At 71.8% G+C, this 15697-nt stretch carries 18 protein-coding genes and 1 pseudogene; 12 read left to right on the forward strand and 7 right to left on the reverse strand.

The annotated features are described in order from the left end of the window. Window positions 1–341: 341 nt before the first annotated feature. The 7 genes and pseudogenes from AB0B48_RS10450 to AB0B48_RS10480 form a co-directional block, all read right to left on the reverse strand. Window positions 342–800 (reverse strand): GyrI-like domain-containing protein, encoded by a 459-nt coding sequence (locus AB0B48_RS10450; RefSeq protein ID WP_357198842.1) that lies wholly within the window; start codon window positions 798–800, stop codon window positions 342–344. An 89-nt stretch (window positions 801–889) separates the two neighbouring features. Continuing rightward, a pseudogene (locus AB0B48_RS10455) lies at window positions 890–1089 on the reverse strand (IS481 family transposase); the annotation flags it as partial. Between the two features lie 90 nt (window positions 1090–1179). After that, complete coding sequence (locus AB0B48_RS10460; RefSeq protein ID WP_357198844.1) at window positions 1180–1536, reverse strand: hypothetical protein; 357 nt, start codon at window positions 1534–1536, stop codon at window positions 1180–1182. Next, window positions 1533–2087: an alpha/beta hydrolase gene (locus tag AB0B48_RS10465; RefSeq protein WP_357198847.1), complete on the reverse strand. Its 555-nt coding sequence runs from the start codon at window positions 2085–2087 to the stop codon at window positions 1533–1535. Before AB0B48_RS10465 ends, AB0B48_RS10460 begins: the two co-directional genes overlap by 4 nt. After that, on the reverse strand, window positions 2080–2547 hold the full coding sequence (locus tag AB0B48_RS10470) for a hypothetical protein (protein WP_357198850.1): 468 nt from the start codon (window positions 2545–2547) through the stop codon (window positions 2080–2082). Before AB0B48_RS10470 ends, AB0B48_RS10465 begins: the two co-directional genes overlap by 8 nt. A 317-nt stretch (window positions 2548–2864) precedes the next feature. Next, window positions 2865–3092 (reverse strand): hypothetical protein, encoded by a 228-nt coding sequence (locus AB0B48_RS10475; RefSeq protein ID WP_357198853.1) that lies wholly within the window; start codon window positions 3090–3092, stop codon window positions 2865–2867. A gap of 56 nt (window positions 3093–3148) precedes the next feature. Then, window positions 3149–4108: an AraC family transcriptional regulator gene (locus AB0B48_RS10480; protein WP_357198856.1), complete on the reverse strand. Its 960-nt coding sequence runs from the start codon at window positions 4106–4108 to the stop codon at window positions 3149–3151. A 103-nt stretch (window positions 4109–4211) separates the two neighbouring features. On the opposite strand from AB0B48_RS10480, the gene AB0B48_RS10485 reads away from it, so the two are divergent. From AB0B48_RS10485 to AB0B48_RS10540, 12 genes are all read left to right on the forward strand, one after another. Then, window positions 4212–5069: an NmrA family transcriptional regulator gene (locus AB0B48_RS10485; RefSeq protein WP_357198859.1), complete on the forward strand. Its 858-nt coding sequence runs from the start codon at window positions 4212–4214 to the stop codon at window positions 5067–5069. Continuing rightward, window positions 5066–5569: an anthrone oxygenase family protein gene (locus AB0B48_RS10490; RefSeq protein ID WP_357198862.1), complete on the forward strand. Its 504-nt coding sequence runs from the start codon at window positions 5066–5068 to the stop codon at window positions 5567–5569. Before AB0B48_RS10485 ends, AB0B48_RS10490 begins: the two co-directional genes overlap by 4 nt. 160 nt (window positions 5570–5729) lie before the next feature. Then, the gene (locus AB0B48_RS10495) at window positions 5730–6755 is read left to right on the forward strand and encodes an iron-containing redox enzyme family protein (protein WP_357198865.1); all 1026 of its coding nucleotides are present in this window, start codon (window positions 5730–5732) and stop codon (window positions 6753–6755) included. Between the two features lie 81 nt (window positions 6756–6836). After that, window positions 6837–7802 (forward strand): EamA family transporter, encoded by a 966-nt coding sequence (locus tag AB0B48_RS10500; protein ID WP_357198868.1) that lies wholly within the window; start codon window positions 6837–6839, stop codon window positions 7800–7802. A gap of 72 nt (window positions 7803–7874) precedes the next feature. Next, window positions 7875–8138, forward strand: a complete 264-nt coding sequence (locus AB0B48_RS10505) for an acyl carrier protein (RefSeq protein WP_355008489.1) — start codon at window positions 7875–7877, stop codon at window positions 8136–8138. After that, window positions 8135–9754 (forward strand): amino acid adenylation domain-containing protein, encoded by a 1620-nt coding sequence (locus AB0B48_RS10510; protein ID WP_357198871.1) that lies wholly within the window; start codon window positions 8135–8137, stop codon window positions 9752–9754. Before AB0B48_RS10505 ends, AB0B48_RS10510 begins: the two co-directional genes overlap by 4 nt. Then, a complete protein-coding gene (locus AB0B48_RS10515) occupies window positions 9751–10935 on the forward strand; it encodes an acyl-CoA dehydrogenase family protein (RefSeq protein WP_357198874.1) in 1185 nt (394 codons plus the stop codon). Before AB0B48_RS10510 ends, AB0B48_RS10515 begins: the two co-directional genes overlap by 4 nt. Further along, window positions 10932–12092 carry an acyl-CoA dehydrogenase family protein gene (locus tag AB0B48_RS10520; protein ID WP_357198877.1) on the forward strand — a complete coding sequence of 387 codons (1161 nt, stop codon included), beginning with the start codon at window positions 10932–10934 and terminating at the stop codon, window positions 12090–12092. Before AB0B48_RS10515 ends, AB0B48_RS10520 begins: the two co-directional genes overlap by 4 nt. Window positions 12093–12096: 4 nt before the next feature. Further along, window positions 12097–12915 carry a methyltransferase domain-containing protein gene (locus AB0B48_RS10525; protein ID WP_357198880.1) on the forward strand — a complete coding sequence of 273 codons (819 nt, stop codon included), beginning with the start codon at window positions 12097–12099 and terminating at the stop codon, window positions 12913–12915. Then, window positions 12912–14111 carry a cytochrome P450 gene (locus AB0B48_RS10530; protein ID WP_357198883.1) on the forward strand — a complete coding sequence of 400 codons (1200 nt, stop codon included), beginning with the start codon at window positions 12912–12914 and terminating at the stop codon, window positions 14109–14111. Before AB0B48_RS10525 ends, AB0B48_RS10530 begins: the two co-directional genes overlap by 4 nt. Then, window positions 14108–15226, forward strand: coding sequence for a hypothetical protein (locus AB0B48_RS10535; protein WP_357198886.1), 1119 nt, complete (start codon window positions 14108–14110; stop codon window positions 15224–15226). The genes AB0B48_RS10530 and AB0B48_RS10535 overlap by 4 nt, the downstream gene beginning before the upstream one ends. Then, window positions 15223–15697, forward strand: a 475-nt coding sequence (locus AB0B48_RS10540; RefSeq protein WP_357198888.1) for an alpha/beta fold hydrolase, incomplete at its 3' end; no start/stop codon positions are given. The genes AB0B48_RS10535 and AB0B48_RS10540, both read left to right, overlap by 4 nt.

Consider the following 15697-nt stretch of genomic DNA (forward strand, 5'->3'; position numbering starts at 1 on the left):
CTGGTGGCTCTACCTGCGTCATCACATTGACCCTCACTGTTGAATCGCCGCAATAAATCATGAGTAGGGCGGCGCATAGAGTCAAGACATCGATCAATGCCGTTCAGGTAGCCGGACCTCAGGCTGTTCATCAAGGACGTCTTGTCAGACAGGAGTCGCGAGCGGTGCAGCAACGCATCTTGCCGCCGTCGAAACAGGACACGTCAGCGTGCTGCAGGCCCTGGCCCGGGTTCCGGACCCACGGGACGCCGGCGGTCGGTCTCCACTGTGATCGCGCAGCCCGCGTGCCGCAGGATCGCCATCGCGACCCGGGGTGCACGAACGCTTCCGGTTGGACGGTCTCAGTTGGGCAGTGGGCAGCGGGTCGGCTGTGGGGGCCGGTCGGTTTCAGGCTCTCGCAGGGGCATCAGCAGGTCGATCCGGTCGTGGCGGCGGTAGTATTCGATGCTGGGGCGAGTGTCGTCTCGGTCTCCGGAGCGCCGCAGCTGTTCGAAGGTCGGGGTGAGCAGGGCGTAGGCGGCGGGTTGGGGACCACGCACGGTTGCGCTCAGGTATTGGCCTCCTGGCACGATGCCTGATCGCAGGCCGAGTTGGTCAGGGTCGTCGCCGTCTCGGATCTGGACGCAGCAGCGGTAGATGCCGGAGTCGTCGAACACGCCGAGGAATTTGCGCCCGCGCAGCGGCCCCAGCAGGGTCTCCAGGTGGTCCCAGGCTGGCCCGATCTCGTCTGATCCGTCTTTGGCGGCCACGAACATGACCGTCGTCTCGGTGCGCTCGACTCGCCTGAGCGGTAGTTCCATCTGCGGCCTTCCTCGGCGTGCCGGTCGGTGTTGCAGAGAAGCTACTCACCGCCTCTGACGCGGAGTCCCGCGAATCAGGGCCCGCGACCGAACCGGGGAGTTAACCGCCTGCCGTTGTCTGTGGGCACGTCCTCCGACACCCCGCACCGCTGCAGGGCTTCGGCGAAGGCGAGACGGACCGCACGGCCGGTAGTCCTCCCGCCGTCGGCGCCGAGGTGTCGGGTCGATCAGCCGCGTGACGGACCACCACCCGGTAGATGGTGCTTAGCGACGGGACGGTGCCCGGCGCACCGTCGCGAACGATCCCGCGATGCGGGCGATGACCAACCCGGTCAGTCAGGCCCGACCTTCGTCAGGAGGCGGGCTCCCGCAGGCCGCCTCAGTGGTGAGGGCTGAGGAAGTCGGTGACGAGGGTGGCGAGCTCCTGTGGGCGTTCGGCGACCATCGCGTGGCTGGCCCCGGCGAGATGTCGTACCCGCAGAGACGGGTTGTCCACAGTGGCAAGCCGTTTCGCCGTGGCCTTGCGGTACGCCTCGTACAGGCTGTGGAACGGCTGTTGTTCGGGCAGGTCCTCGGTGGCGAGGACGAGCAGTAGCGGGCAGCGGGCCTCGCGGTACGCGGGCATCAGGTCGAGGGAGTCCATGGCGTCCCGGAGCTGCCGGGTGAGGTCCGGGGTGGGCCGCAATCGGCTGTGGCCGTCGTCGCCGGGCACGAGGTTGCGTTCGAAGGCCGTCACCCGTCGTCGGCTGCACCGCCGTAGCGCTGCGCCATGGCCCGCTGCCCCGCAAGCATGGCGGCCACCTGTTCGGCGGTCAGCGGTTCGGCCAGCATCGCGGCCATCCCGTCGAAGACGGCCCGCAGCTTGGCAAGCTCGATCCCGGCCTGCTCCGGATCCAGGCCGGCGACCTGGTCCAGACGGTTCAGCGGCGGATTTCCGTCGAAGCTGACGGCACCTGGGCACTCCGGGTGACGCTGCGCCCAAAGGGTGGCGAGCATGCCGCCGAGGGAGACGCCGACCACCGCTGGGGGAGTGAGGCTGAGGTGGTCGGTGACGGCGGCCAGGTCGGCCAGTACGTCGTCCCAGCGCCACGGGCCGTCTCCCGACCGGCCGTGACCACGCAGATCGACGGTGACCACCCGGTGGGTCGGGCTCAGGTGCTCGGCGAGGGTGCTCATCTGGGCGAGGTTGCCGCCGGCGCCGTGAAGGAGCAGCAGCGGTTGTCCGGGTCCGCCGAAGTCGCGGACCGCGATGGGCACGCTCGGGGAGTCGATGACGCTCTCAGGCACGTCGGGTTCCCTCCTTGAGCAGGCGGTCGCGTACGGAGTCGGAGCGCACGCCGCCTTCGGGGTGGCGGGCGAGCTTGTCGCGGGAGACCAGGTCGTGGACGCCCTGGCGGGTGATGCCGAGCATGGCGCCGGCCACCGTGTACGACACGGATTCGGCGGTCGGGTGGCCGACCCGTCGAGCGACGGCCTGGCCAAGAGGACTGCGCCACCAGTCGATGGGTGGGTCGAACAGTCCGTCCCCCGGGTAGAGAGTGGAGATCGCGCGCATGATCACGCCGATGGCGGCCCGGTCGTCGCCGCTGATGATCGTGGTCGCCCAGGATCGGGCCCGCTCCCGGATGACGGCGCGCAGCGGGTCGACGGCGTCGTGGCCGCCGACCAGGATTTCGAGAGGGTCGAGCAGGCGGATGTCGATCAACCGGATGAGATGCTCGGTCAGTTCCTGATCGGTCGGCGCCATGCTGCCTCCTCTGCTACTTGACGCCCATCGTCAAGCACTTGACATCGAGTGTCAAGCGCGATGACCTGAGCACGGTCAGCGGTACGGTCGACCGGTGCCCGGGCAACAACGGCGCGACCGCTACGTAGACCGCTACGTAGACCGCTACGTGGGACCGCAGGAAATTCCGAAGGAAGGCGCTACCGGCCTCTTTGCATCACTGCAATCACTACCGACCGTCCACCGCCACCGGCGGCCTACCACCCATCACCAGATGCTCAACGTCTGTGCCACAGAACAACCAGGGCCGGGCCTGCCCAGAGTCAGGTATTGCCGCCTCATCGCGGGCACAGGCATCCGGCCAGCGCGAGGGCCAGGTCGAAGTCCTCGCGCAGCAACGCGGCGGCCCGCGGCTCCTCCATCACCGTGTAGCGGAAGGTGTTGCGCTGCGTCCCGTGATTGCCGACCTGTACTCCCCGCACGTCGTCGACGATGAGCAGACCTTCCCAGAAACCCGGGTCGCGTACCCGTGCGGTCAACACCAGCGGCCTCGAGTCGACCCGCACTCCCGCCTATCGATGAATCCCTATTCTGACCTGACGTCGACCGTGCCGTCGAACTGTCATCCCACTGGAGTGACGTCAGGCGACCCGAGGGCCTGCCGGTGTTCGGCCGGGCTGAGACCGCGTACCCGTTTGAAAGCCGCGCTGAGTGCGAATGAGCTGCCGTAGCCGACCTGGCGGGCCACCGCGCCGACGGTGGCGTCCGGTTCGCGCAGCAGGTCGGCGGCCAGCGCGAGCCGCCAGTTGGTGAGGTACGCCATCGGAGGCTCGCCGACCAGTTCGGTGAACCGGCGGGCCAGCACCGCCCGTGAGATACCGGTGCCGGCCGCGAGGGTGGCCACCGTCCAGGGCTTTGCCGGGTGGTCATGCAACAGTCGCAACGCCCTGCCGACCACCGGATCGCCGTGTGCCCGGTACCACGAGGGCGCCGCCGCCTCGGGCCGGGAGAACCAGGCCCGAAGTACGGCGATGAGCAGTAGGTCGAGCAGCCGGTCCAGGACCACATCCTGCCCCGGCTCGTCCTTGGTCATCTCGTCGCCGAGCAAGGGGATGAGCGGGCTGTCCAGTGCTCCGGCCGGCAGCACCAGGAGATGGGGCAGGACCCTCAGCAGCCGTTGGCTGACCTCGCCCTGCAACTGGTACGTGCCACTGAGCAGCACCGCCATCCCGTCAGCGCGTTCGCCCCAGGTCCGGACACCCAGGTCCATCACTTCGCACAACTCGTCCCCGGTGGGCGTGGTGCTGTGCTCACCGGGATGGATCACTGCCCGCGGTGCCGTGGCCGGGTCGTCGGCGATGGTGTACGGCTCCGGGCCACGGATGATCCCGACATCGCCCGGGCGTAGCGGCACCGGAGCGCCCCGATCCGGCACCACCCACGCCGTGCCGCGCAGCATGGTGACCAGTGTGAGGGGCGCTCGGTCCTGGATCCGTACCGACCAGGGCGGGTCGAACACCGACCGCATCAGGAACGCACCGCGCGCCCTCGGCCCGTCCAGCAGCCCCGCGAGCGCGTCCATGCGCTCAGGTTAGCCCTGTGAGGTGGGCGGTCGAGACGTCGGGACATGCGATCGAGAGCCTCGCCCATTCCCGGTGCGCTCACTCCCGACTTGACTGGTTGCCATGACGAAGACCGTTGATGAGCAGCCAATCCTCGTACTGGGCGGCACCGGCAAGACGGGCCGACGGGTGGTGGACCGGCTCACCAGACTCGACCGGCCGGTACGGGTCGGCTCCCGCTCCGGCGAGCCGCCGTTCGACTGGACCGACCAGCGCACCTGGGCGCCCGTACTGGACGGGGTTTCGTCGGTCTACCTGGTGTACTACCCGGACCTGGTCGCGCCGGACGCCCTCGCGACGATCCGTTCGTTCACGGAACTGGCGGTGTCCGGCGGGATCGAACGGTTGGTTCTGCTTTCCGGCCGGGGCGAGGAGGAGGCCACGCTCAGCGAGCGTGTGGTCCAGGACTCCGGAGTGGCCTGGACGATCGTGCGGGCGAGCTGGTTCAGCCAGAACTTCAGCGAGGACTTCCTGACCGACTCGATACGCGGCGGCGAGGTCGTCCTCCCGGCCGGGAACGTGCCGGAGCCGTTCGTCGACGCCCTTGACATCGCCGACATCGTGGTCGCTGCGCTGACCGACGACGGGCACGCGGGGCAGCTCTACGAGGTGACCGGGCCGCGACTTCTCACCTTCGCCGAGGCGACCTCGGAGATCGGCAACGCGCTCGGGCGGGAGATCCGCTACCGATCGGTGTCACCAGAGGAGTACGCCGCCGTGATGGCCGGGTACGACGTGCCGGCGGAGCTCACGGCGGTGCTGATCGAGCTGTTCGGCAAGGTGTTGGACGGCCGCAACGCACAGCTCGCCGATGGTGTGCAACGGGCGCTGGGCCGCAGGCCGCGCGACTTCACCGACTATGCCCGGGACGCCGCCGCCGCTGGTGCATGGGACAACTCACCCGGTGGAGACTGGGCATGAACGCCACCCTGGCTGCCTGGTCGGCGGCGGTGACCCTGGTGGTGACGGGTGCGATCACCGGTGTCTACTACGCCTTTTCGGTGGCGGTGATGCCCGGTCTGAACGCCGCCGACGCTGGCACCGCGATCCGGGCCATGACGAGCATCAACCAGAGGATCCAGAATCCGCTGTTCTTCGTCACGTTCTTCGGCCCGCTCGTCGCCGCCACGGTGACCGGTGTGTTTCTGTTGATCCTCGGGAAGCGGTCGGCGGGTGTGCTGTTCCTGGTGGCCGCCGGGGTGTACCTGGTGGGCGCGTTCATCCCGACGGTGGTCGTCAACGTGCCGATGAACGAGACGCTCGACGCCGCAGGCGTGCCAACCGATCCTGCGGAGGCGGTACGGGTGTGGGCTTCCTACTCGTCCGCTTGGACGTGGTGGAACTCGGTACGCGCCGGTGCCAGCCTGATCAGTCTGCTGCTGGCTGGTCTCGGGGTCTACTTCTCGAACACGTCCCCATGACGTCGTCGCCCGGCGCGGGCAGGGGGTGGCCAGTTCCGGGCGGCCGGGGAAACGCGGCGCGTCGCGTGTGCTCCGACCTGCGAATACAGAAAAATCAGCGAAGCCGTGCAGACGGCGGGGGAATGCTTCGGGTTATACCGACTGCAAGGAGCGCACCCGGATGCCCGCCACGCTGAGCACCACTCCTACGGCGTTCGTCACCGATCTGGTGAGTCGCTTCGCTCTGTCCGAGGAAGACTTCGACCGTTCGTACGCCGAGCAGGACGCCTACGACGAACTGCTCGAGAACGTCACCCGGCTGGGTACCGCGGCGTCCGCCGGGGACACCGATGCCCAGTTCGCACAGCAGTACCTGCTGGCGAAGATCTACGGTCTGCACACCCAGTTGGGGGCGGAATCGACAGCCGAGGCGTCCACCGTCCTGCACGCGGTGACGCGACAGTTGGAGCGGGACACCGCGCGGGACGAGGACAGCTGGATCGACGAGAGCATCTACGCCTCGATCCCGGACGACCCGGAGCGGTTCGTGCCATGGCTCAAGAACATGACGCGGGAGCACCGGGTGTTCAAGCACCCCTATTACCACTCCTTCCTGCGTGAGCGGGCCACCCCGGCGGACTTCCGCAGCTTCGTGTTGCAGGAGTCGTCGGTGGACGCCCGGTTCGACGACCTGCTGGCCATGATGCAGGTCGGGTCGGATGGTGAGACCAAGATGGAGATCGCCAAGAACTTCTGGGACGAGATGGGCAACGGCGACCCCGCGATGGTCCACACCACGCTGTTCGGCCGGATCATCGCCCACTTCGGCATCACCGACGACGAGCTCAAGGAGAGCCTGTCGACGGAGGCGCTGCTCGGCGGGAACCTACCGGTGCTGATCTGCCGGTACCGGAACCTGTTCGGCGAGGCCGTCGGCCACCTCGCCGTTGCGGAGTGGCTGGCGCCGGACCGGTTCTCCCAGGTGCTGCACGGCTGGGAGCGCCTCGGGCTGCCCGCCGACGGCATCACGTACCACCGGCTGCACATCGGCATCGACGCCCACCACGCGAGCGCGTGGTTCGCCCACGTCGTCAAGCCGATGGCGGCCGAGCCGCAGACCCGCCGGGCCATGGCACGCGGTGCGCTGTGGAGGCTGAACTCCTCCTGCCGGTACCTCGACCGCATCCTCGCCCAGAACCCGGCCTAGCGCGTGCGTCGACGCCCCTGGCCGGACCGCGGCCTGGACTCCGCCTCGGCGCGACCGAGGACGTCGACGCCCGCCCTGACGATGGCCCGGCCGACTGCCGACCGGTGGCGCATCGCCGCGGCGCTGCTCGCGGTGTGGCTGCTCTGGGGTTCGACCTTCCTCGGTATCCGAGTGGTCGTCCAGGAGGTGCCGCCCCTGTTCGCTGCCGGGGTCCGCTTCTCCGTGGCGGGGGCGCTGCTGCTCGGCGGGCTGTGCTGGCACTGGCGCCGGCGCGGCCAGCCGGGACTGGCGGTGCGCTTGCGGGGGCACACCGGGCGGTTGACCCTGCTCGGGCTCATGCACTTCCTCGGCGCGAACGGGCTGGTCAGTGTCGCCTCCGAGGATCTGCCGTCGGCGGCGGCCGGCACCTACTTCGCCACCGTACCCATCTGGGTGCTGGTGATGGGGGGCCGGCCGCGAGGGCGGGACCTGGGCGCGGCCACGGTCGGACTGGCCGGTGTGGCGATCCTTCTCGGTTTCCAGCCGGGCCCGCTGCTGCCCTCGCTGCTCGTGCTGGCCGCGGCGCTGACGTGGGCCGTGGCGGGGCGGATCGCCGCCGCCTCGGCGAGGCGCGGCACCCCCGGCGACATCGTGCCGGGCGCCGCCCTGTCCAGCGCGGTGCAGATGCTCGGCGGCGGCCTGGCGCTGCTGGTCGTCTCCGGGCTGACCGGAGAGTGGGGCCGGCTGGACGTCGGCCACCTGCACCCCACCGTGTGGTTGGCGCAGCTGCATCTCGTGCTGCTCGGGTCGCTGGTGGGTTTCCTCGCGTACACGTGGCTCGTCACCCGGGTGGACCAGCGGTTGGCCAGCACCTACTCGTACGTCAACCCGCTCGTGGCGGTGGCGCTGGGAGCGCTGGTCCTCGGTGAGGACCTGACCTCGGCCACCGTGGTGGGCACCGCCTGCCTGGTGGCGGCGGTGGCCTGGACGGTGCGGGCCGCCGCCCGGCCGGCCGCCCCGCGCACCTCCGATGTCCCGACCGCGCCGGCCGTCCCGGCCAGCCGGTAACCGCACCCGCCGCACCGGTACGGCCGCGCCCGGTCGTACCCGTGTCACCCGAGACCGTTCAGGAGTCAGCCGATGACCCGTCCCACCGCCGAGAGCGTCCGTGACCGCCTCGCCGACACCCTCGCCACCATCAAGAAGCGCGACGTCTCGGCCGAGCTGGCCGCCGACGACAACTTCATGCGCGCGCTCAACCTGGACTCACTCGACGCTGTGGAGCTCACCGTCCGGCTCGGCAGCGAGTACGGCATCGAGTTCGGGGAGGAGATCGAGGACCTCGACGCGTTGGAGAGCCTGTCGACCTTGGTCGCCCTCGTCGAGCGGCGTGCGACCCGATGACCATGCTCGTCGAGCCCTCGACGCCGCAGGCCGGCGCGCCGACGCCGGTCGGCTGGTCCCTCATGGCGGCGCTCGCCGCGCACGCCGCCACCGGGCCGGACCTGCCCGCGCTCACCGGACCGGACGCGACCCTCACCCGCGCCGAGCTGTGGCAGCGGGTGCTGCGGGTCGCCGCGGGTCTGCGCAGCCGTGGGGTGCGCCGCGGTGACCTGGTCGCCGTCCACGGCGAGAAGACCGCCGCCACGGTGACGGCGCTGCTGGGCGCGGTCGCCGCCGGCGCCGCCTACCTGCCGATCGATCCCTCGGCGCCCGCGGACCGGCGGCGTGCGTTGCTGCTGGACTGCGGCAGCCCACGCCTGCTGGCCCGCCGCGCGGCGGTGGCCCGGCTGGTCGACCAGGCGCTGCCCGTGCCGGTGGTGGCGGTGGAGGAACTCGGCACCGAGGCGGACGCGCACCTCGACGACCTGCCGGTGGCCACGGCGCCGGATGACGGGGTGTATGTGCTGTACACCTCCGGCAGCACCGGACGACCGAAGGGCGTCCGGATCCCGCACAGCGCGCTGGAGGCGTTCTTCGCCGCGGTCGACCCGGTGCTCGGCATCACCGATCGGGCACGCTGCCTGAACACGACAGCCCTGCACTTCGACGGTTCGGTGGCGGACCTGCTCTTGCCGCTGCTCAAGGGGGCGCACGTGCGGCTCGGCCCGGCGTTCGTCGTGCCGGCTCGGGTGCTGGACCTCATCGAACGGGACCGGATCACCCACTTCACCGCGGTGGTCTCCACGTTGACGCTGCTGGCCCGGACGGAGCCCGGGTTGTCCGGGCGTGACCTGAGCGCGCTGCGCCGAATCCTCACCGGCGCGGAGGTGCTGAACCCGGCCACCGTCCAGGACTGGCTGCACGCGGCCCCGAACCTCGTGGTGGTCAACGGCTACGGGCCGACCGAGGCGACGTGCGGGGTGACCTTCCACCCGATCGCCGAGCGGGAACCGGGCCGCACCGAGGCGTACCCCATCGGGCCGCCGTTGCCGGGGGTGACGATCCGTTTCCGGGACGCCGACGGCCGGCTCACCACGGACGGCCCGGGTGAGATCGCCATTGCCGGGGCGCAGCTGATGAGCGGGTACCTGGACCGCCCGACGGAGGAGGCGGCGGTCTTCCTCGACCACGAGGGAACGCGCTTCTACCTCACCGGCGACATCGGGGAACGCGGCGCTGACGGGGCGCTGCGCTTCGCGGGCAGGCGCGACGACGAGGTGAAGATCAAGGGCTACCGGATCAACCTCAACGAGGTGCGCCGCGCCGTGGAGACGCACCCGGCGGTCGGCAGCGCGTTCGTGGCGGCCGTCCCGGATCCGCGCGACGGGCTGTCGCTGGCGTGCGCCGTGGTGCTGCGCCCCCACGCGACCGTCGACCAGCCGGACCCCGGCCCGGCCGCCGCCCTGCTGCCACTGCCCGGAGACACGGTGGAGGCCCTGCTCAGGCACGTGGGCAACCTCCTGCCCCGATACATGGTGCCGCGGGAGCTGTACCGGCTGCCGGCCGTGCCGGTGCTGTCCACCGGCAAACCGGACCGCGCCCGCATCGCCGCGCTGCTGCTCGACGAGGCACCGTGAGAACCGCGGCCCTCACCGTCGCGGCCCGCACCGGCTGGTTCACGCCCGCCGAGGACGAGCTGCGGGCCCGCCTCACCGAGCACCTCGCGGCCGCCGTCGTACCCATGGTCGACGCCTGGGAGCGGCACGGCGCGGTCCCCCTGCGCGAGGTCCTGACCGGTTTGGCCGCGCGAGGCTGGCTCGGCATGCGGTTCGCCGTCGACCAGGGCGGCGCCGGCGGCACCGCCTGGGAGCACGTGGTCCTCGCCGAATGCCTCGGCGCGCTGTTGTTCGACAGTCTGGGCATGGGGGTGACGGTCCACAACGACATGGTCGCCCCCATGCTGGCCGAGGCCGGCGGGCCGGAGGCCGTCGAGCGTTTCCTGCGCCCGGCCCTGGCGGGGCGCTGCCTGCTCGGGCACGCGGTCTCCGAGCCCGGCGCCGGCGCCGACGTGGCAGCCGTCGCCACCACCGCCACCCCCGAGCCGGGCGGGTACCGGCTGACCGGCGCCAAGAGGTGGGTCGTGGCCGGGCTCACCGCGGACGCCTTCGCGGTGCTGGCCCGGCTGCCCGAGGCTCGTGGGACCTTCGGTCACGTCCTGCTGATGGTGCCGGCCGACGCCCCGGGCGTGAGCAGGGAACCGGCGGACGCCACGCTCGGGCTGCGGACCGCCGGCGTCGCCGGGCAGCTCCGCTTCGACGGCGTGTTCGTGCCCGACGGGCACCGCCTCGGCGGGCACGGCCTCGGACTGGTCACCCAGCTGCGCCAGTTCGAACCGGAGCGCATCCTGTCCGCCTGCCGCGCGATCGCCATGGCGGACACCCTGCTGCTGCGGACCGCCGAGCGGTTGCGGGAGCGGCGAACCTTCGGCGTACCGATTGCCGACCGTCAGCAGCCCGCCGCGCAGCTGGCACGCCTGCGCGCCGAGGTGGAGGCGGTGCGCCAGCTCGCGTACACCGGCATCGACAGGTGGGTGACCGGTGGTGCGGTGAACACCCTGTCCGCAGCGGTCAAGCTGCGCTCCAGCCGCCTCACCCGTGAGGTAGCCCGCACCTGCCTGCACCTGCACGGCGCCGAGGGGCAGCTCAGCACCCACCCGGTCAACCGTGCCTTCCGCGACACCCGGCTGTTGTCCATCTCCACCGGATCGGACGAGATGATGCTCACCGCCCTCGCCCGCCTGCGCGGGTGGCCCCAGTGACCGCCGCGTCGGTGCTCGCCTCGACCGTCGGGTCGCGTTGTCCGCAGGGTGCCGCCGACGTCGAATTCGCGTCGCGGCTCGACGCCTTCACCGACCGGCACCGCGACGGTCTGCTCGCGGCGGGCGTCTGGGAGTCGGCCGGCCCGCCCGTACGGGAGCTGCTGCGCGCCGTCGGCGAGGCCGGTCTGCTGCGTGACGCGTGGGCCGAGCGTGGCGGCGACCGCGCCGCCGCCCTGTGGCGTGCCGCCGCGTTGCACCGCGCGTTCGCCCGGGTCGGTAACGGTGCGCCGGGCGCGGCGCTGCTCACCCACCTGGAGGTGGCGACACGCCTGCTCGGCGTCCTGCCGACGACACCGCTGGGGATGGTGACGGACGCCCTGGCCGGCTCGGCGACCAGTGCGCTGGCCGCCACCGAACCGGACGGCGGCAGCGACCTGACCGCCCTGCGGACCACGGTGGGCGTCGGGGCGGCCGGTGGGTTGACCGTGACCGGAACGAAGTGGTTCATCAGCAACGCCCCGTACGCCGACCACCTGCTCGTCCTGGCCGACGACAGCGACGGGCGCACCGGTCGGCGCGGGCCGGCGCTCCTGCTGGTGTCCGCCGGGCCGCGCGTCGGGGTGACCACTTTGGACGGCCTGGGACACACAGGCCTGACCGGTGCGGTGGTGCTCGACGCGGCCCCGGTCGCCGCCGTGCTCGCCGTCGGCGGGCACGGACTGCTGGTGCTGATGCGCCACTGGATCCACGAACGCGTGATGCTCGCCGTCCGGATGGCCGAAATGGCCGAGTCGGTCCTGGACCACGCGGTCGCCGACGCCGGCCGGCGGATCACCTTCGGGGTTCCGCTGATCACCAACCAGCACGTCCGATTCACGCTCGCCCGGCTCGACGCCGCAGTCCAGGAGGTGCAGGCGATGGCCGGGCAGAGCCTTCGGCTGCTCGCCGCGGGCGCCTGCCCCGGCGGCTGGGCGGCCGCCGGCAAACACCGGGCCGCCGCGGTGCTGGCCGAGGTGGCCGACGAGGCGCTGCAACTCTCCGGTGCTGACGGCTACCGGCGCGGCCATCCGGCGGAACGGGCCCTGCGTGACGCGAGCGGCCTGGCGCTCGCCGGCGGCACCACCGAACTCATGCTCCAACAGATTGATCGAGGGTGACACGATGACACAGCACTCCGTCCACCAGTCCCGGCCCGACCCCGGGTGGGACGCCGACCGCTACGACCGCCAGTTCGGCTACGTGTCCGCGCTGGCCGGCGGCGTCGTCGAGCTGCTCGCCCCGGTGCCCGGCGAAACCGTCCTCGACCTGGGGTGCGGCACCGGTGAGCTGGCCGCCACGATCGCGGCCAGCGGGGCGCGGGTGATCGCGGTCGACGGCGACCCCGCCATGGTCGCCTCGGCCACCGCCCGGCTGGGATCGGACGTGCTGCTCGCGGACGGCCACGACTTCCAGATCGACGAGCAGGTCGACGCGGTGTTCTCCAACGCCGCGCTGCACTGGATGACCCGTCCGGCGGACGTCGTCGCCGCCGTCCGTCGCGCGCTGCGCCCGGGTGGGCGTTTCGTCGCCGAACTCGGCGGTGCGCACAACGTCGCCGGGATCCTCGCCGCCGTCCGCGCCGCGCTGGCCGAGCAGGGTCTGACCGAGGGCGCGCGGATGCCCTGGTACTTCCCGAGCCCCGGGGAGTACGCCACCCTGCTGGAGGCGCACGGCTTCCAGGTACTGCGGATGGACTACTTTGCCCGGCCCACCGAGTTGACCGACTGCCCGGGTGGCGTCGCCGACTGGGTCGCCATGTTCGGCGCGGCCCTGATCGGCCATGTGCCGCCGGAGCGGCGCGACGCCGTCCTGGCGCGGATCAACGAGCTGGCCGCGCCGACGTTGCTGCGCGACGGCCGCTGGTACGCCGACTACCACCGGCTGCGCTTCGCCGCCGTGCGGGAGCCGGCCGACGCGCCGGACGCGGCGGTGATGCGGTGACCGCGCCCGCGCGCAACGGCGCCGACCGTGACTTCGGGACGCCCGCGTTCCAGCTTGACCCCTACCCCGTTTACGCGGCGCTGCGGGCGCAGGGCCAGCTCGTCCACTCGACGTCGCGCCGCACCTGGTTCGCCACCGACCACGCTGCCGCCGGTGCGGTACTGCGGGACCGGCGCTCCAGTGTGGAGAGCCCGTTCCGGGCGACCCGGGTGCTGTTCGGTCGCACCGTGACCGACGTGGAGGGGGAGGAGCATGTCCGGCTGCGGGCGTTGACCAACCGGAGCTTCTCCGCGTCGGCCATCCCCGGGTACCTCGACGAACTCGTCCCGGCGGCGGTGCGCGGCGTGCTCGACGACCTCGACACGGCGGCCGGTGATGGCCCGGCCGACTACGTGACGGGCTTCGCGAACGCCGTACCGATCCGGGTGATGTCGCGCATCATCGGCCTGCGACCGGCGGACGTGCCGCAGTTCCAGAGCTGCAGCGACGCGGTGATCGCCTTCATCGACTCGGCCGATCCGGTGCGCCGACGGGCCGCCGTCGCCGCGTGGGCACGCATGAGCGCCCTGTTGCACAGCCGGGTCGCCGAGCTGCGACCCGCACCGGACGACAGCGTCATCGGGCAGCTGCTGTCCTCCGCCGCGGAGGGCGCCGACGTCGACGACGACGAGATCGTCCGCCAGGTCGGGCTGCTCATCCCCGCCGCCATCGACACGAGCAACCGGCTGATCGCGAACGTCCTGCACACCCTGTGTTCGCGCCCGGAGCTGATGGTGCAGGTCGCCGCGGACGGCGACCTCGTCGAGGCGGTGGTGGACGAGACCCTGCGGTACGAGGCGCCGATCCACAGCACCATCCGGATCTGGGGTGGCGGGGAGCTTCTCGGCCAGGACATCCCGAAGGGTTCGTTGCTGACCGTCCTGCTCGGCTCGGCCAACCGTGACCCGGCGGTGTTCCCGGACCCGGACACGTTCGACCCGGGCCGGCCGGGAAACCAGCGCCTGCTCTCCTTCGGCGCCGGGCGCCACCAGTGCATGGGCCGCCGGATGGCCCTGGCAGAGGTGACCACCGCGCTGCGCCTGCTGCTCGAACGCCGGCCCGGCCTGCGCTTCGCCGACGTCACGCCGAGCCCCGTGCAGGGGCTCAGCTTCCGCTCACCCGCCACCCTCCGCCTCGCCTTCGGGAGACGCCCGTGACCACCACCGTCGACGGTCCCAGGACCGGCAGCCCGACGAGCGACGCCGTGACAGTGGCCTTCGAGCCCGTGCCCGAGCCCGAGCCCGTCGCCGTCGCACACCCGACCCGCGACGTCCCCGGGGTGACCGCCCACCAGTCGGAGGTCACCGGCCGGCACTGGAACGCCGTGGAGAGCGTCTACTACGACTGCCACATCGTCAGCCTGACCCAGCTTCTGCCGCCTCGCCTGCTCGCGGCGTTCCTCCTGGTCGCCGGCGCCCCGACGCTGCGCGCCGAGTGGGGTGGCCTGTCCTGCCGGAACCTTCTCGACGGCGAGGCGGCCCGCGACGCCCTGTTGCTGGGGGAGTGGGGTGTGGAAAAGCACCACCTGCCCGTCGACGGTGACATCGAGGTGACGTTGCGCGGCGCCGTGCGCGACCACGGGCACTGCGTCGCCCGCGTCGACAGCTACTACCACGAGCACTTCGACGAGTACTACCTGCGCGAGCACCGCACCAACGGGCACAAGGTGACGGTCGTCGACTTCGACGAGAACTCGTACCTCGGCATCGACAACGTCGGCGTCCGTACCCTGGTGCTGCGCTTCGACCGGGCCCTGTTCGTCGAGGCGATCCGCTCCAACCTGTTCCACGTCTACGACAAGCACGACTCGCTCTACCGGCTGCATCTGGGCGAGCGGACCCAGACCGCCCTGGCCGACGGGACGGTTCACCGCCGTGAACGCGCCGCCGTCGAGACCCTTCTCGCCGACCGGCGGACGCTGCCCCAGCAGCTGTCCCGGTACCGCGACGCGTTCGTGCCGGCGCTCACCGCACCCGGCCAGCGCCGGCACGCGCAACTGACCAACACGTACCACTCGGCGCTGATGATCGAGCGGGCGTACCTGGCGGTGGCGGAGGCGTACCGGCGAACCGGCGAACCATGGACGGGGCTGGTCGGTGACGGCGAGCCGTTCATCGAAGGGCTCGCCGCCGCCACGAAGAGTTGGCGCGCGCTGAAGATGCTGTGCCGCACGGCGCTCAGCGGGGGGACCGTGGCCGACCGTACCCTGGTCGCCGCCTTCGACCGGATGTACGCCGCCGAGCTCGCCGTCCCGGCGACCGCGACACCGTGACCGTCGCGGCGAGCCGGCTGTTCCTGCTGCCCCCCGCGGGTGGCTCGGCCGGCGTCTTCCGCGGTTGGGACGACCGACTCGGTGAGCTGCTGGGCGGCGCCCCGTCGGTCGTCGCACCGGAGCTGCCGGGCCGCGGCGCGCGGATCTCCGAGCGGCCGCCGCCCGAGGTCGACGGCTACGTGCGGGACCTGGACCAGCGGTACGCGCCCGCCCCCGGCGAACGCTGGGCCGTCGTCGGCCACAGCTTCGGCGCCCTGCTCGCCGCGTCCTGGGCGGCGGTCGCCCACCAGGCGGGCAGGGGCCCCGCCCTGGTGGTGGTCAGCGGCGCCGCCGCGCCGTGGCGGCACAGCACGGCAGCCCTCCTCGACGGCAGCGACGACGAGATCTGGGACCGGGTGGGTGCCCTCGGCGGTCTGCCGGCGCAGATCCGGGCCACGCCGCTGGGCCGGCGGCTGGACGAGCGGGCCCTCG

The sequence above is a fragment of the Micromonospora sp. NPDC049089 genome, from assembly GCF_040648775.1.
GTDB lineage: Bacteria > Actinomycetota > Actinomycetes > Mycobacteriales > Micromonosporaceae > Micromonospora.

Bases quoted from the DNA above. Each gene is read 5' to 3' on its own strand.
- AB0B48_RS10490 (WP_357198862.1), top strand. From the start codon at position 5,066: ATGAACGCCACCCTGGCTGCCTGGTCGGCGGCGGTGACCCTGGTGGTG.
- AB0B48_RS10495 (WP_357198865.1), top strand. From the start codon at position 5,730: ATGCCCGCCACGCTGAGCACCACTCCTACGGCGTTCGTCACCGATCTG.
- AB0B48_RS10470 (WP_357198850.1), bottom strand. From the start codon at position 2,547: ATGGCGCCGACCGATCAGGAACTGACCGAGCATCTCATCCGGTTGATC.
- AB0B48_RS10510 (WP_357198871.1), top strand. From the start codon at position 8,135: ATGACCATGCTCGTCGAGCCCTCGACGCCGCAGGCCGGCGCGCCGACG.
- AB0B48_RS10505 (WP_355008489.1), top strand. From the start codon at position 7,875: ATGACCCGTCCCACCGCCGAGAGCGTCCGTGACCGCCTCGCCGACACC.
- AB0B48_RS10525 (WP_357198880.1), top strand. From the start codon at position 12,097: ATGACACAGCACTCCGTCCACCAGTCCCGGCCCGACCCCGGGTGGGAC.
- AB0B48_RS10500 (WP_357198868.1), top strand. From the start codon at position 6,837: ATGGCCCGGCCGACTGCCGACCGGTGGCGCATCGCCGCGGCGCTGCTC.
- AB0B48_RS10480 (WP_357198856.1), bottom strand. From the start codon at position 4,108: ATGGACGCGCTCGCGGGGCTGCTGGACGGGCCGAGGGCGCGCGGTGCG.
- AB0B48_RS10485 (WP_357198859.1), top strand. From the start codon at position 4,212: ATGACGAAGACCGTTGATGAGCAGCCAATCCTCGTACTGGGCGGCACC.
- AB0B48_RS10450 (WP_357198842.1), bottom strand. From the start codon at position 800: ATGGAACTACCGCTCAGGCGAGTCGAGCGCACCGAGACGACGGTCATG.